This window comes from Mesorhizobium opportunistum WSM2075 (assembly GCF_000176035.2).
Taxonomy (GTDB): Bacteria; Pseudomonadota; Alphaproteobacteria; order Rhizobiales; family Rhizobiaceae; genus Mesorhizobium; species Mesorhizobium opportunistum.
Genome location: NC_015675.1, coordinates 5,868,172 through 5,884,361, shown reverse-complemented (window position 1 = coordinate 5,884,361; position 16,190 = coordinate 5,868,172). Strand labels below are relative to the sequence as shown.

Genomic DNA, 16,190 nt, shown 5'->3' with positions numbered 1-16,190 from the left:
ACCAGCACCGATGACGACCTCCACTGAAGAAAAGCGGCCCTTCAACCTTTCGCGCTGGGCCATCGGCCATCCCTCGATCGCGCGGTTCCTGTTCGGCCTGATCATCATCGCCGGCGGGCTCGGCCTGATGCGCATGGGACAGAAGGAAGATCCCGACTTCACCTTCCGCGTCATGGTCGTGCAGGCGATCTGGCCGGGCTCCTCGATCCAGGAGATGGAAGACCAGGTCGTCAACAAGATCGAGCGTAAGCTGCAGGAAACGCCGCATCTCGATTTCGTCCGCTCCTTCACCCGCGCCGGAAGCGCCATCATCACGGTGCAGATCAAGGGCGACACCAATACCGCCGAGGTGACGGACGCCTTCTATCAGGTGCGCAAGAAGGTCGGCGACATATCGGGCGACCTTCCGCAGGGACTGCTCGGCCCCTATTTCAACGACGAGTTCGGCGACACCTTCATCACGCTGCATTCGATCAGCGGCGACGGCTTCTCCTATCCCGAGCTGAAGAAATTCGCCATCCAGGCCCGTGACATGCTTTTGACGACGCCCGGCGTCGAGAAGGCCGTCATCATCGGCGATCAGCCCGAAAAGCTCTACATCGACGTCTCGTCCAAGGCGCTGGCCGAACGCGGCCTGACGCTGACCGACCTGCAGAACGCCATCAAGGGCCAGAACAATGTCGATCCGGCCGGCTCCATCGACACCGGCGTCAATTCGGTGCGCATCTCGGTCGAAGGCGACGTCACCAAGGCCGCCGACATCCGCGAATTGCGCCTGCGCGCCGGTGGCCAGGTCACCCGGCTCGGCGACATCGCCAGCGTCACCTCGGGGCTTCAGGACCCGTACCAGCGCAAGTACCGCTTCAACGGTCACGACAGCGTGCAGCTTGGCGTCGTCATGGCCAAGGGCTTCAAGGTCACCGATGTTGGCAAGGACGTCGAGGCAACCTACAAGCGCTTCGAGGAAGCGCTGCCCTATGGCGTCTCGGTCGACCAGATTTCCGACCAGCCGGGCGTCGTCACGGATGCCGTCAGCGAGTTCATGCATGCGCTTGGCGAAGCGCTGCTGATCGTGCTTGTCGTCTCGTTCCTGTCGATCGGCTGGCGCTCAGGGCTGGTCATCGCGATTGCCATTCCGCTGGTTCTGGCCGCGACCTTCGCCATCATGTACGAGCTTGGCATCGACCTGCAGCGTATCTCGCTCGGCGCCCTGATCATTGCACTCGGCCTGCTCGTCGACGACGCCATGATCGTCGTCGAGATGATGGAGCGAAAGCTGGAGGAGGGGCTGGTCAAGATCGAGGCGGCGAGCTTCGCCTATTCCTCGACCGCATTCCCGATGCTGACCGGCACGCTGATCACCACCGCCGGCTTCATCCCGGTCGGTTTCGCTGCCTCCACTGCCGGCGAATATGTGCGCACCCTGTTCTATGTCGTCGGCATCGCACTGGTCGTGTCGTGGTTTGTCGCGGTCTATTTCACGCCGTGGCTCGGCTATATGATCCTCAAGCAGCGCCAGCATGCCGGCAGCCATCACGATGCCTTCGACACGCGCTTCTACCGCCGGCTTCGCTCGACCGTCGGCTGGGCGGTGCGCCATCGCATCATCGTGCTTGTCATGACGCTGGTGACTTTCGGCACCAGCCTGTGGGCATTCCAGTTCATTCCGCAGAATTTCTTCCCGCAATCGTCGCGGCCGGAAATCCTCGTCGACCTGTGGCTGCCGGAAGGCACCAGCATCAAGGAGGTCGAGACGCAGGCCAAGGCGCTCGAGGCCAAGATGATGGACGACAAGGACAAGCGCTTCATCGCCACCTATATCGGCGAGGGCGCCCCGCGCTTCTTCCTGCCGCTCGACCAGCAGCTCAGCAATCCGAACTTTGCCCAGATGCTGGTGATGGCCAATGACGAGCCGGCGCGCGAGCGGCTGATCGTCAAACTCCGCACCGTCCTGGCCCAGGACTTCCCCTCGATCCGCGCCAAGGTCGACCGCCTGTTCCTCGGCCCGCCGACCGGCTGGCCGGTGCAGATGCGCGTCATGGGTCCGGATCGGCAGGAGGTGCGCCGCATCGCCGACCAGGTGAAGGCGAAATTCCAGGAGAACCCGCTGCTCGGCGCCGTTCATGACGATTGGCTCGAACCCGTGCCGGCCATGAAGCTGGTCATCGACCAGGATCGCGCCCGCGCGCTCGGTGTCACCTCGCAGCGCATCCGCCAGATGCTGCAGGCATCGATGTCCGGCGCGCCGCTCGACGACTTCCGTGACGGCGAGGAGACGGTGTCCATCGTGGCCCGCGAACCGGACGCGAGCCGCAGCCTGCTGTCCTCGGTCGATTCGGTCTACATCCCGACCGACTTCGGTGGCTTCGTGCCGCTGTCGCAGGTGGCCAAGGTGGTGCCGGTGCTGGAGCAAGGCATCGAATGGCGCCGCGACCGCTTGCCGACCATCAGCGTGCGCGCCACGTTGCCCGATGGCGTGCAGTCCAACGACGTCGTCACCAAGATGTACAATGACATGAAGGATCTGCGTGCGGGTCTGGCGCCCGGTTACAAGATCGAAATCCAGGGCGGTGCGGAGGATTCGGCGGAAAGCCAGGCTTCCATCGCCGCCAAGGCGCCGATCATGCTGGCCGTTATCGTCGTGCTGTTGATGATCCAGCTGCAGAACTTCGGCAAGGCGATGCTGGTGCTGGCCACAGGTCCGCTCGGCATCATCGGCGCTGCCGCGGCATTGCTGATCAGTGGCGCGCCGTTCGGCTTCGTCGCCATCCTGGGCGTCATCGCGCTGCTCGGCATCATCATGCGCAACTCGATCATCCTGGTCGACCAGATCGATCAGGACATCGCGAGGGGCATGGAACGCTCGGAGGCGATCATCGGCTCGGCCGTGCGCCGCTTCCGGCCGATCGTGCTGACGGCGATGACTGCGGTGCTGGCGCTGATCCCGATCTCGCGTGGCGTGTTCTGGGGCCCGCTCGCCTACGCCATGATGGGCGGCATCCTTGTTGCCACCGTGCTGACCATCCTGGTGCTGCCCGCGGGCTACGCCCTGTTCTTCGGCCGCGAGCCCAAGAAGCGTGATGTGGATGCCGCCGAAGCAGCCATGACGGAACAGCCGGAGAGGCCGCAACTCGCGCTGGCAGCCGAATAGAGCGGTCACATCGCATCATCCGTCATCGCATTGGCCGATGGCGGATGATCCGGCGTGACGGCTGGTCCGCCGCGCCGATCAAAAATGCTCTCCGGCAAGGGTTTCGCAAAACAGAATTCCTTCCCAGGGCCGTGAAGCGGTCCCATCCTGAGCGACACCGGAGCGGCAGCGCTCCTCATCATCAGGATGTCTTCCCATGGCGGAAAAACGGCAATTGCGGCTCGGCGCCTTCATGCGCCCTGTCAGTCTGCACACCGGCGCCTGGCGCTATCCGGGAGCCTATCCCGACGCCAATTTCAACTTCGCGCATCTGAAGCGCTTCGCGCAGACGCTGAAGGCGGCGAAGTTCGACGCCTTCTTCATGGCCGACCATCTGGCCGTGCTCAACATGCCGATAGAAGCGCTGCGGCGCAGCCACACGGTGACCTCATTCGAACCGTTCACGCTGCTGTCGGCGCTGGCCGCCGTCACCGACCATATCGGTCTGGTGGCCACGGCGTCGACCACCTTCGACGCGCCCTATCACATCGCCCGCCGCTTCGCCTCGCTGGACCACATCAGCGGCGGGCGCGCCGGCTGGAACATCGTCACCACGTCCAACCCCGATGCGGCGCTGAATTTCGGGCTGGACGACCACGTCGAGCATGACGAGCGCTATCACCGGGCACGGGAATTCTACGATGTCGTGACCGGCCTGTGGGACAGTTTTGCCGACGACGCTTTCATCCGCGACGCCGACAGCGGGCTCTATTTCGATCCGGCGCGGCTGCATGTGCTGGATCACAAGGGCGAACATCTTTCGGTGCGGGGGCCGCTCAACATAGCCCGCCCGGTGCAAGGCTGGCCGGTCATCGTGCAGGCCGGCGCGTCGGAAGCGGGGCGGCAGCTGGCCGCCGAGACGGCCGAGGTGATTTTCGCCGCGCATAGTGATCTCCCCACGGGGCAGCGCTTCTTTGCCGATGTCAAAAGCCGGGCGGAAAAACTCGGCCGCTCGCGCGACGACATCAAGATCCTGCCCGGCGCCTTCGTCATCGTTGGCGACAGCGTCGAGGAAGCGCGGGACAAGCGCGCCAAACTTGACAGTCTGGTCTATTACGAGAGCGGCATCGCCTCGCTGTCGATCGCTCTCGGGCATGATGCATCCGGCTTCGATCCCGACGCAGCCCTGCCCGAAATTCCCGAGACCAACGCGAGCAGAAGCGGTCGCGAACGCGTCATCGAGCTGGCACGCACGGAAAACCTGACCGTGCGCCAGCTTGCCCAAAGACTGGGTGGTTATTCCGGCCTTGCCTTCGTCGGCACGCCGCAAACCATTGCCGACGAGATGGAGGAATGGCTGGTCGCCGAGGGGTCGGACGGCTTCAACATCATGTTTCCCTATCTGCCCGCCGGGCTCGACGATTTCGTCGAGAAGGTGGTGCCCGAGTTGCAGCGGCGCGGCATTTTCAGGCGCGAGTATGAGGGATCGACGCTGCGCGAGAATCTCGGCCTGAAGCGGCCGTCCAACCAGTTCTTCGAGGGCACGAAAGCCGCGGCCCGCAAGGCCGGCTGACGTCAGCTGGGGGTCGAAATGAAACGGGCGCGCCAGAGCGCGCCCGTTTCACGTCAAGTCAACGCGTCAGATGATAAACCACCAGTTGGCGAGAAGCATTACCACCACGCCTGCGACCAGCGTCAAATAGGGCAGCATGCCCGCTTTCCTGACCTTGAGATCGGCCGAACTCATGCCGAGATCGGCCAGCATGTGGTCGGGGAACTTGCCGCCGTCCTGGATGTAGTGGCGGAAGCAGAACACCGGGATGATCAAGGCCGCGGTGATCAGACCGGCCCACAGCGCCATCGGGTTCCACACCTTGGCGCCGGCGCCCATGAAGATCGCGTTGACGTAGGCGAAGATTGCCCCGATCCCCAGCAGCCAACTCGGCGCCTTCCAGGGGCGCGCGATATGGCCGTTGTCGATGCGGTGGATCCAGCCGGCATTGAGGTTGAGGAAGTTGAAGATGATGTAGCCGCAGTTCGACACGGCGAGGATGAAGAAGAAGCTCGTCGCGTCGGCCGAGGCGATCGCCAGTACGATCAGGTTGAAGACGAGATCGGTCCACATGGCTCGCGTCGGCGCGCCGTGCTCGTTGACGTGGCTGAGATAGCGCGGCAACCAGCCATCGACCGAGCCCTGGTAGAGCGTGCGCGAGGAGCCAGCCATCGCCGTCATGATGCACAGCACCAGCGCCAGGATCATCAGCATCACCAACAGGCTGTGGATCAGCGCGCCACCACCGACCATGCCGGCCAGCGCGTCGGCCACGCCGGAGCCGTCGACGATCGGCGTTGCCAGCATGCCGTTCAGGCCCAGCACGCCCTGGAAGGTGAACGGCACGAGGATGAACAGAAGCATGCAGAGCAGGCCGGAATAGAAGATCGCCTTGAACGTGTCGGTGCCCGGGTTCTTGAACTCGGATGTGTAGCAGACGGCGGTCTCGAAGCCGTAGGTCGACCAGGCGGCGATGAACATGCCGCCCAGCACCAGTGTCCAGCCGGCGATATTCCACGCGCCGGGCTCGGGCGCGTAGGCGGCCGCCAGCGGCACCAGCGGCGAGAAGTTCGCCCAGTTGATCTGCCCGGTGAAGATCGGCACGACGCCGACGATGAGCATCGGGACGATGACCAGCAGGCCGATATACTTCTGCACATTGGCGGTACCCAGGATGCCGCGATGCTGGATCGAGAAGATGATCAGCATCAGCACCGCGCCGATGAAGAAGGTGGCATTGAAGGTGAAGGAGACCGGGCCGAGCGTGTGGCTGTACAGCGTCCAGTTGCGAATTGCGGGCGTCGCGGCGGCCGTCACCGCGGTGACGGCGTCAGCGGGTGCCGTTCCGGCATGCGCTGCGATATAGGCGACGACTTCCGCCGAGGTCTCGGTGAACAGCGGCACCGGCGCCAGCGCGTTGAGGATATAGGCGGCGGCGATCGAGCAGCCGAGCGACAGCACCGGCGACCAGGCGAACCAGTTGCACCACACCGACAGCGGCGCGATGAACTTGGAATAGCGCAGCCAGGCCGTGGCGCCGTAGATCGAGGCGCCGCCCGACTTGTTCGGGAACAGGCCGGCAATCTCGGCATAGGTGAAGGATTGCAGGAAGCCCATGATCATGGACACCGTCCAGATCAGGAAGGCCAGCGTCCCGGTCGTGCCGGCGATGCCGCCGATCGAAAACAGGACCAGCGCCGGAACGCCGCTCGCCACCCAGAAGGCGCCGCGCCAGTCGATATGCCTGAGCAGCTTGCTTTCGGCAGGCTGGTCCAGGACCGTACTTATGGTGCTCATGTCAGTGACTTCCCCTTTTTGTAAGTGTTCCCCGCCGGCGATGCCTCGGCTCTGCGAAGCTTGCTCCCCGGCACAATGATCGCACGACTGCGGTGTTTCCACTCAGTCGTATTTTTTTCTTAAGAGTGAAGATTGATCCGGCACGCTTTCACGTCAAGCGTTTTGTGAAACCGTGCACATCACGCTTGCGAAACAGGCTCCTGCCTTCTCCCACAAAGGGGGAGAAGGCAAGGGTCGCAATGCTCAGGAGCGCGGTCTGGTCTTCTGCGGATCGTAATGGGCGAAGGCAACGACACGCGCCGGCAGCCGCTTGGCGTGGCCGTCGAGCTTGCCGATCTCGACCTCAGTGCCAACCGCGGCATGGGTGACGTCGAGCCGCGCCAGCGCGATGTTCTTGTTCAGCACCGGCGAGCGCATGCCCGATGTGACGACACCGATCTGGGCGCGGCCGACATGGACGCAGTCGCCATGACCGACCGCGACATTGCTGTCGATGTCGAGCCCGACCAGTTTGTTCTGCGGGTTTTCCTTGCGCCGGATCAGCGCCTCGCGGCCGATGAAGTCGTCGGTCTTGGTCTTCAGCGGCACGGTAAAGCCGATGCCCGCCTCGAAGGGGTCTGTCTGGTCCGAGAATTCGTAACCGGCGAAGATCAGCCCGGCCTCGATGCGCACCATGTCAAGCGCCTGCAGCCCCATCGGTTTCAACCCATGCGGCTGGCCGGCTTCCCAGATGGCGTCGAACACTTTCTCGGCGTCGCGCGGATGGCACCAGATCTCGTAGCCGAGTTCGCCGGTGTAGCCGGTGCGCGAGACGACGACCGGAATGCCGTTGCCGCCGCCGATGCGGGCGACAGCGAAGCGGAACCATTCCAGTTCGTCGATCGACGGCTGCAGCGGCGAGGTCCAGATCACCTCACGAAGGATGTCGCGGCTCTTCGGCCCTTGCACGGCGACATTGTGCATCTGGTCTGTCGACGAGCGCACCAGCACGTTGAGGCCGAGTTTTTTCGCCGTCTCGCGCAGCCATTCGCCGGACAGATCATCGCCCCCGACCCAGCGGAAATTGTCCTTGCCGAGCCTGAGCAGCGTGCCGTCGTCGATCATGCCGCCATGCTCGTAGCACATCGCCGAATAGACGACCTGGCCGACGCCGAGTTTCTTGACGTCGCGGGTCAGCGTGTATTGCAGCAGCGCTTCGGAGTCCGGGCCGGTGACCTCGAACTTGCGCAACGGCGACAGGTCCATGATCACCGCGTCCTGGCGACAGGCCCAGTATTCGGCGATCGGCCCTTCCTTGGCGAAGGAATTGGCCAGCCAGTAGCCCCTGTATTCTGAGAAGTCGCGGGTGTGCTTGGCGAAGCTCGAATGAAAGGCGGTCTCGCGGGTCATTTTGGGTTCCGAATCGGGCGTCATGCGTCTGGCGATCGCTCGCGAGAATTTGTGCTGGCCGGAATAGGTCCGCACGTGGATGTCGGTCGGGTCCCAGCCATTGGCCGGCGTCGTATCGTCAGGGCAGGCGGAGGAGACGCAGACGATGTCGGTCAACGCCCTGAGCAGGACATAATCGCCGGGCCGCGACCATGGCTCGTCGGACACCATGACGCCGTGCGTGTCGATCGCCGTGTTGAAGAAGAAGTTGATCGCCATCCAGCCCGCGCGGGGATTGACGCCCTTGTCGGCCAGCGCGCGGTTGAAATTCTCGGAGCAATTGGTGTGCCCGGGGTAGCCGATATCGTCGTAGTATTTCGCGGCGCAGGCGAGCGCGAAGGCGTCGTGCCGACCGCATGTGTCCTGGACCACCTCGACAAGCGGTTCCATGTCCTGGTCGTAATATTTCGAATGCAGACCGGGGATCGGATAGCTCGTGCCCATCAGCGTGCGCGTGGTCGTCACGTCGAGTGGTTGGTCGACGCCCTTGTCCAGCTTGCGCGCCGAAAAGCACTGGAAGTCGGTGCACTGGCGCCCGTCGACATCGATGATCTGCAGATAGTCACCAGCCCTAACGAAATAGGATTCCGCCGTCGCCGAATGGACGCGAAGGTCAAGCACCGGATCGGCGAGCGGATCGGCAAGTTGTGATCGCGCCGCGGGGCGGATGGTGGCGCGACGCACGATGACGGTGAGAGGTGTTGCCGTGTCGTGGCCATCGACCAGCATCGGCCCCCCGGGCGCGGCAATCAGCAACGCACCATCGCGGGCGACGGCAAAATCCTGCTCTGTGCCTGCGGGTGTCGCGCCGCCGAACACGCGAACCGCCTTGGGCTGATCAAGCTGCACCTGGCGGCGCTCGAGCCCGCGACGCAGGGAGGCGAGGCTGTCATCGCCCCCGGCCAGCAGTGCCTTGATGCCGGCGGCATTGCTGTTGGATTTTTCACCGAGGATACCAGCATCGGTCGCGCCGGTGCTGTCCCAGGCTAGCAGCTCGCAAGCCTGCCCGCCTTCGACATTGCGCACGCTGATCGTGTCGCCGGCCTCGATGTCGATGAGCACCGCGCCATTGCCCTGGATCGTATAGCGCTCCATGCCCGGCGGCAGAGCGATCTGGCCCGGCCTCAGGATCAGGCTGGGCCTGGGCGGTCCGGCGGCGATGGCGGGGTAGGGCGACTGGCTCATCTCAGCCTTGCGGTTCGAGAAACAAGTTTGCCTGTGTGTGAAATTATTTTAGCGGTAAGAATAGCAGGGGCGTCACGTTTGGCAAGGCGGAGCTGACGTAAAGCTCCCCCTTCTCCCCCTGCGGGAGAAGGTGTCGCCGAAGGCGACGGATGAGGGGTGTTCCAGCGGAGTGAGGCGTTGGCGTTCCCTGCAGCACCCTCATCCGTCTCGGCGCTATCGCGCCGATCCACCTTCTCCCACAGGGGAGAAGGAAGAGCCGCTCACAAACGCTACACCAGTTCCTCTGAATGTTTGATCGCCACGCCATATTCCGCAGCCGAATCCAGCATGGTGTGCCACAAGCTCTCGGCAAACGTCGCGAACACCAGAACGTTGAACACCGCCAGCCCGTCCGCCCGGTCTGCGCCGCGCCAAAGCGTGACGCTGGTGTGGTCCATCAAGGTCGCGGCTGCCGCGCTAACTGGGAACGCGGTTGGGTATAAATCGATCGACGAAAGTTTCGCCAGCATCATCCGCGCCTTGTCCCCAGAAATGCTGATCAACACCCGCGCATGCGATTGCTCCGACAGCGAGGCGGAGCCGGAGAATGCCGGTGCCAGCATCTGCGTCGTGTGCTTGCCGCCCTTTGACAGAACGAAGAACTGGTCCGGTCCCGACCAGATTAGCGTGGCGTCCGAGGCCTGGACAACCGTTGGCGCAGTCGGGGCCGCGACGCCAAAATGGGCCTTCGCATCCTTCGCCAGCTCCGCCGCCTTGCCGCGCCGCGCCATCACCTGGACCAAGTCGAAATTGCGGATCTCGGTCAGCGACACGCCGGCTTCGCCCTTCACGCCATACGGCCCGGCAACAAGCGCATGCTCCAGCGGGCTGCGGACCTCCCAGGAAAACTCAACCACGCTGGCGCCCTCCATCCGGATCGTAGAAGACGGGATTGCAGAGTTCGACATCATAGTCCTCGCCGCGCAGCGGGTCATGTGCATGGACGATCTCGCCGATGCGTTCGCGGCCGCGTTCGACCAGGCCGAGCCCGATCCACTGGTCCAGTGTTGGCGAGAAGCAGACCGAAGTAACATAGCCCTGGTCGTTGCCGGGGCCCGGTGTCTGCCCATTCGGGATGATATGCGCGCCGGAGCGCAGCCGGCGTGCCTTGTCGGTCGGCTTGATGCCGACCACGACCTGCCGGTCCGGCGCCACCAGCGCCTCGCGGCCGGCCATCACCCGGCCGATGAAATCCTTCTTGGTCGACATCATCTTGCCCAAGCCAAGATCGGCCGCGGTCGTCGTGCCGCTCAGCTCCGGTCCGGCGACATGGCCCTTTTCGACACGCATCACGCCAAGCGCTTCGGTGCCGTAAGGCGTGACGCCGAACGGCGCGCCGGCCAGCATCAGATTGCGCGCCATGGCCTCGCCAAAGCGCGCCGGCACGGAGATCTCGAATGCCATCTCGCCCGAGAAGGAGATGCGGAACAGCCGCGCCTTGATGCCGCCGCGCAAGCGGACTTCGCGCGCGCCCATGAACGGAAAACCATCGTTGGAAAGGTCTTCGGCGGGGTCGACGATTTCCCTGAGCAGGTCTCGCGTCTTCGGTCCGGCAATCGAGAACTGCGCCCATTGGTCGGACACCGACGTCAACTGGACGTCGAGTTCGGGAAACAGCACCTGTCGGCAGAATTCGAGATGCTGCATCACCAGCCCGGCCTTGGCCGTGGTTGTCGTCAGGAAATAGTGGTCCTCAGCCAGCCGCGACGTGGTGCCGTCGTCATAGACGATGCCGTCCTCGCGCAGCATCAGCCCGTAGCGCGCCTTGCCGACTGCGAGGTTGGAGAAGGTGTTGATGTAGACGCGGTCGAGGAAGGCGCCGGCATCCGGGCCATGCACGTCGATCTTGCCGAGCGTCGAGACATCGCAGAAGCCGACGCCCGAGCGCACGGCCTTGACCTCGCGGGTCACCGATTCCAGCCAGTCCTTCTCGCCGGCGCGGGGATACCATTGCGCGCGCTTCCAGAGGCCGGTGTCGACGAAGATGGCGCCCTGTTCGGCGGCCCAGTGATGCGACGGCGTCAGCCGCGTCGCGTGGAAAGTCTCGTCACGGTGATGGCCAGCGAAGGCGCCGATGGCGACGGGCACGTAAGGCGGCCTGTAGATCGTCGTGCCGGTCTCGGGAATGGATCGGCCGCTCACCGCTGCCATAATGGCAAGGCCGGCGACGTTGGAGGTCTTGCCCTGGTCGGTCGCCATGCCGAGCGTGGTGTAGCGCTTCAGGTGCTCGACAGATTCGAACCCTTCGCGCTGGGCGAGTTCGATGTCTGAGGCCGTGACATCGTGCTGCTGGTCGACAAACGCCTTGCCCTTGCCGTTAACGTGCCAGAGCGGTGTCAGCGAGAAAGCCTCGTCGTCGCCGATCGGCGCGTAGCCTGGCTTGCCGCTGCGCCCGGCGTCGAGCGCGGCTGTTGCACCAGCGGCGAACCCTTCTGCCAGGCAGGCCCCGAGCCCGAAGGCGCCGGCAGCGGCGCCAGCGGCGACCATGCCGGGAGGCGCGCCATCGGGTACGAAGGCAGCAATGTCATCGCGCCATTTCGGCCGGCCGCGATGATAGGAGGTCAGCCCGACCGCCGGGTTCCAGCCGCCGGAAACAGCGAGCCCGTCCGCCTCGACCTCGGCGCGCGCGCCGCCGGTCAGCGACACCGCGATTTTCCGCACGCCATCCTTGCCGCCGTCGATGCCGCTGACGGCGCCATGCAGCACCGGGAAGCCGCCCTTGGATGCCAACGAACGGTGGGCCGCAGAGACATCGGCCCGCGCGTCGATCACCGCCGCGATCTGCAGTCCGGCGCCGAGAGCCGCCTCGACCGTGCGCCAGCCATCCTCATTGTTGGTGAACAGCGCGATGCGCTTTGCCGGTGCTGCCGCGTAGCGCGTGACATAGGTCCGCATCGCGGAGGCCATCATCACGCCCGGCGTGTCATTGCCGGCAAAGACGATCGGCCGTTCGATGGCGCCTGCGGCGACGACACAGCGCTTGGCCACGATCCGCCACAAGCGCTGGCGCACCTCATGCTGCGGCGGCGAGGGCAGATGATCGTTGACCCGCTCGATCGCGCCATAGGTGCCGCCGTCATAGACGCCGAACGGTGTCGTGCGGGTCATGATGCGGACGTCGGGCATGTCGGCCAATTCCGCCAGCGTCTTCGACAGCCACTCGGCCGCCGGCATGCCATCGATCGTGCCGCCATCCGACAGCAGGCGGCCGCCAGGGACGAAATCCTCTTCGCACAGGATGACGCGGGCACCAGCGCGGCCGGCAGCCAGTGCCGCCGCCAGGCCGGTCGGGCCGGAACCGGCGATCAGCACGTCGCAATGCGCCCAGGCCTTGTCGTAGTGGTCGGGATCGGCAATGCCGGCGGCGCGTCCAAGGCCGGCGGCGCGGCGGATCGCTGGCTCGTAGATCGCTTCCCAGAACTTGGCCGGCCACATGAAGGTCTTGTAGTAGAAGCCGGCGACGAAGATCGGCGCGAACAATTGGTTCACCGACATCACATCATGGCGCAGCGACGGCCAGCGGTTCTGGCTGGCGGCCTCGAGCCCTTCATAGAGCTCGGCCGTCGTTGCCTTGGTGTTCGGTTCGCGGCGTGCGCCGGTGCGCAGTTCGACCAGTGCGTTGGGCTCTTCCGAACCTGCAGTCAGGATGCCGCGCGGGCGGTGATATTTGAACGAGCGGCCGACCAGCTTGACGCCATTGGCGACCAGCGCCGAGGCCAGCGTGTCGCCCTGGAAGCCGGAAAAGCTCTTCCCGTCGAAGCGAAAATGCAGCGACGCCGAGCGGTCGATGAGGCCGCCGGATGCGAGGCGATGGGCTTGAGAGGTCACGATGTTCAGCCTCTCATCGATTTGATGTCATGGCGAAGGCCAGCGCTGCCCCTCATCACCCTGCCGGGCACTTCTCCCCGTATAGGGACGGGGAGAAGGGGGCTGGCCGCTATGCCGGCTCCCTTCTTGTAACGCCGGTGATTGGCGAAAGCATTGGCGAGAGCGCCCCTCTCCCCGTCCCTATACGGGGAGAGGATGCCGGCAGGCAGGTGAGGGGCAGCACTGAAGTGGCGAGAATAGCTCATTTCCCAACCTGCCTCGCACCAACACCCGCCGTCGGCTCCACGGCCGAAATCTCGTGCGTCAGCGTGTTGCGGGTGATCTTCAGCCAGGCCCGGCAGCCACCGCCGTGGTACCAGTGTTCGCTGGTATCACCGGCGATGTTGTCACGCAGATAGACGTAGTCGAAGACCTCGTCTTCCGAAGCGCCGGCCGCTGGGCGCACCGGCTTGGCATCGCCGAGATAAGTGAACTCGCCGAGTTCGCGTTCACCGCAGAAGGGACAGACAATACGCATGTGACCGTTCTCAGTGAAGGTTCGGTTGGGCGCCCTGGCCCTTTTCGTCTATCACGGCACCGGTCCGGAACCGGTCGAGGCGGAACCGTGCCGCCTCCTTGTGGGATTCTTCGCGAGCCAGGAGGTGTGCAAAGACGAAGCCCGAGCCGGGCGTCGCCTTGAAGCCGCCATAGCACCAGCCTGCATTGAGATAGAGCCCGTCCACCGGCGTCTTGTCGATGATCGGCGAACCGTCCATCGACATGTCCATGATGCCGCCCCACTGGCGCAGCAGGCGCACGCGGCCGATCATCGGCATCAGCGCCATGCCGCCCTCGCAGACATCCTCCATGACCGGCAGGTTGCCGCGCTGGGCGTAGGAATTATAGCCATCGATGTCGCCGCCGAAGACCAGCCCGCCCTTGTCCGACTGGCTGACATAGAAATGGCCGGCGCCGAAGGTCATGACACCCGGGATGAGCGGCTTGATCGCCTCGGAGACGAAGGCCTGCAGCACATGGCTTTCGATCGGCAGGCGCAAGCCGGCCATCGCCGCGACGCGCGAGGAGGAACCAGCCACCGCCATGCCGACCTTGCCGGCGCCAATCTTGCCGCGCGAGGTCTCGACGCCGGTCACCTTGCCGTTGGCGTCACGGACGAAGCCTGTCACCTCGCAGTTCTGGATGATATCGACGCCGAGCGCGCTTGCCGCATGGGCATAGCCCCAGACCACGGCGTCGTGCCGTGCCGTGCCGCCGCGCCGCTGCAGCAATCCGCCCTGCACGGGAAAACGCGCATTGTCGTAATTCAGGAACGGGATCATCTTCTTGACCGCGGCGAGGTCGAGCAGTTCGGCATCGATACCGTTGATGCGCATGGTGTTGCCGCGCCGCGCATAGGCGTCGCGCTGTGCGTCGGAATGGTAGAGGTTGATGACGCCGCGCTGGCTGACCATCGTGTTGTAGTTGAGGTCCTGCTCCATCCGCTCCCACAGCTTCATCGACAATTCGTAGAAGCCGGTATTCCCGGGCAGGCCGTAATTGGAGCGGATGATGGTGGTGTTGCGGCCGGCATTGCCGGAGCCGATCCACCCCTTTTCGAGCACGGCGACATTCCTGATGCCGTATTCGCTGGCAAGGAACCATGCGGTCGCAAGGCCATGGCCGCCGCCGCCGATGATCACCACGTCGTAGCGATCCTTCGGCGTGGCATCGCGCCATGTGCGCTGCCAGTTCTTGTGGCCGGAGAGGGCGGCGCGGGCGAGCGAGAAGATCGAGTATTTCATTGCGTCATTCCAAGGCCGCTCGCCCTACGCCGGATTCTTTTTGACGCATCGGATTTACCCGAAAACCGCTTCACACTTTTCGGTCCGATGCTTCTAGATATCCAGCGTGTGGTCGCGCTCCCATTGCGTGAAGTGCGAAGCATAGGAATTCCATTCCTGATGCTTCAGCTTTAGGTATGCCGACGAAAATTCCTCACCCAGCGCCGCCTTGAGCGATTTGTCGTTGTCGAACTCGCGCAGCGCGTCGAGCAGGTTGAGCGGCAGCTTCGGTGCGTCCGTGACGGTATGGCCGAGCTGGTACATGTCGATGTCGTAGCGTTTGCCCGGATCGGCCTTGGAGCGGATGCCGTCGAGACCGGCGGCGATGATGACGGCTTGCAGCAAATAGGGGTTGGCCGCGCCGTCGGGCAGGCGCAGTTCGAAGCGGCCGGGTCCCGGCACGCGCACCATGTGGGTGCGGTTGTTGCCGGTCCAGGTCACCGTGTTCGGCGCCCAGGTCGCGCCCGAGATGGTGCGCGGCGCGTTGATGCGCTTGTAGGAATTGACCGTCGGATTGGTGATCGCGGCAAGCGCCGAGGCGTGCTTCATGATGCCGCCGAGGAAGTTTTTGCCCTTGGCCGACAGGCCGAGTTCCATCGAATTGTCGGCGAACACATTGGTCTTGCCGGTCTCGTCCCACACCGAGATATGTGCATGGCAGCCATTGCCGGTCAGCCCCTGGAAGGGCTTTGGCATGAAGGTCGCGCGCAGGCCGTGCTTTTCCGCGATCGACTTGACCATGAACTTGAAGAAGGAGTGCTTGTCGGCGGTCGCCAGCGCATCGTCGAAGGCCCAATTCATCTCGAACTGGCCGTTGGCATCCTCGTGATCGTTCTGGTAGGCGCCCCAGCCGAGCGCCAGCATGTGATCGCAGATCTCGGCAATGACATCATAGCGCCGCATCACCGCTTGCTGGTCGTAGCAGGGTTTTGACGCGGTATCGTATTCGTCGGAAATCGTTTTACCGTCGGGCGAGATCAGGAAGAACTCGGCCTCGACGCCGGTCTTCACATGCATGCCGTCGCTGGCGGCCTCGGCGATCAATCGCTTCAGTGTGTTGCGCGGCGCCTGGTCGACCTGCTTGTCGTCCATGATGCAGTTGGCGGCGACCCAGGCGACTTCGGGCTTCCACGGCAGCTGGATCACCGAGGCGGGATCGGGAACCGCCAGCATGTCGGGATGCGCCGGCGTCAGGTCGAGCCATGTGGCGAACCCGGCAAAGCCGGCGCCATCCTTCTGCATGTCGGCGATTGCCTGCGCCGGCACCAGCTTGGCGCGCTGCCCACTGAACAGGTCAGTGTAGGAAATCATGAAATATTTGACGTTTTTCGCCCTTGCGAATTCTGCAAGATCAGCTGTCACGGAAGTTCCCCATTTTGTCGATTGTTGGCCCTAGAGCATAGGGCCTTCG

9 protein-coding genes are annotated in these 16,190 nt (G+C 64.1%); 2 read left to right on the top strand and 7 right to left on the bottom strand.

Annotation, left to right across the window (positions count from 1 at the left end; all coding sequences use genetic code 11):
* Nucleotides 1–10 precede the first annotated feature (10 nt).
* Entirely contained in the window at nucleotides 11–3,151 is a 3,141-nt protein-coding gene (locus MESOP_RS28390) for an efflux RND transporter permease subunit (RefSeq protein WP_013896792.1), read from the top strand.
* Nucleotides 3,152–3,347: 196 nt separating this feature from the next.
* Nucleotides 3,348–4,703, top strand: a complete 1,356-nt coding sequence (locus tag MESOP_RS28385; RefSeq protein ID WP_013896791.1) for an LLM class flavin-dependent oxidoreductase — start codon at nucleotides 3,348–3,350, stop codon at nucleotides 4,701–4,703.
* Nucleotides 4,704–4,769: 66 nt separating this feature from the next.
* Here MESOP_RS28385 and MESOP_RS28380 read toward each other — a convergent pair whose 3' ends face one another.
* From MESOP_RS28380 to glnT, 7 genes are all read right to left on the bottom strand, one after another.
* The gene (locus MESOP_RS28380; RefSeq protein ID WP_013896790.1) at nucleotides 4,770–6,479 is read right to left on the bottom strand and encodes a trimethylamine N-oxide permease; all 1,710 of its coding nucleotides are present in this window, start codon (nucleotides 6,477–6,479) and stop codon (nucleotides 4,770–4,772) included.
* A gap of 243 nt (nucleotides 6,480–6,722) precedes the next feature.
* Nucleotides 6,723–9,092, bottom strand: coding sequence for a trimethylamine N-oxide demethylase (locus tag MESOP_RS28375; protein ID WP_013896789.1), 2,370 nt, complete (start codon nucleotides 9,090–9,092; stop codon nucleotides 6,723–6,725).
* A gap of 269 nt (nucleotides 9,093–9,361) precedes the next feature.
* Nucleotides 9,362–9,988 (bottom strand): sarcosine oxidase subunit gamma, encoded by a 627-nt coding sequence (locus MESOP_RS28370; protein ID WP_013896788.1) that lies wholly within the window; start codon nucleotides 9,986–9,988, stop codon nucleotides 9,362–9,364.
* On the bottom strand, nucleotides 9,981–12,959 hold the full coding sequence (locus MESOP_RS28365; protein ID WP_013896787.1) for a sarcosine oxidase subunit alpha: 2,979 nt from the start codon (nucleotides 12,957–12,959) through the stop codon (nucleotides 9,981–9,983). The genes MESOP_RS28370 and MESOP_RS28365 overlap by 8 nt, the downstream gene beginning before the upstream one ends.
* A gap of 241 nt (nucleotides 12,960–13,200) precedes the next feature.
* The gene (locus MESOP_RS28360) at nucleotides 13,201–13,476 is read right to left on the bottom strand and encodes a sarcosine oxidase subunit delta (RefSeq protein ID WP_013896785.1); all 276 of its coding nucleotides are present in this window, start codon (nucleotides 13,474–13,476) and stop codon (nucleotides 13,201–13,203) included.
* A gap of 10 nt (nucleotides 13,477–13,486) precedes the next feature.
* Nucleotides 13,487–14,740, bottom strand: a complete 1,254-nt coding sequence (locus MESOP_RS28355) for a sarcosine oxidase subunit beta family protein (protein WP_013896784.1) — start codon at nucleotides 14,738–14,740, stop codon at nucleotides 13,487–13,489.
* Between the two features lie 93 nt (nucleotides 14,741–14,833).
* Complete coding sequence (glnT, locus tag MESOP_RS28350; RefSeq protein ID WP_013896783.1) at nucleotides 14,834–16,141, bottom strand: type III glutamate--ammonia ligase; 1,308 nt, start codon at nucleotides 16,139–16,141, stop codon at nucleotides 14,834–14,836.
* Between the last annotated feature and the right edge of the window lie 49 nt (nucleotides 16,142–16,190).

Bases quoted from the DNA above. Each gene is read 5' to 3' on its own strand.
- MESOP_RS28390 (WP_013896792.1), top strand. From the start codon at position 11: ATGACGACCTCCACTGAAGAAAAGCGGCCCTTCAACCTTTCGCGCTGG.
- MESOP_RS28385 (WP_013896791.1), top strand. From the start codon at position 3,348: ATGGCGGAAAAACGGCAATTGCGGCTCGGCGCCTTCATGCGCCCTGTC.
- MESOP_RS28380 (WP_013896790.1), bottom strand. From the start codon at position 6,479: ATGAGCACCATAAGTACGGTCCTGGACCAGCCTGCCGAAAGCAAGCTG.
- MESOP_RS28375 (WP_013896789.1), bottom strand. From the start codon at position 9,092: ATGAGCCAGTCGCCCTACCCCGCCATCGCCGCCGGACCGCCCAGGCCC.
- MESOP_RS28360 (WP_013896785.1), bottom strand. From the start codon at position 13,476: ATGCGTATTGTCTGTCCCTTCTGCGGTGAACGCGAACTCGGCGAGTTC.
- MESOP_RS28355 (WP_013896784.1), bottom strand. From the start codon at position 14,740: ATGAAATACTCGATCTTCTCGCTCGCCCGCGCCGCCCTCTCCGGCCAC.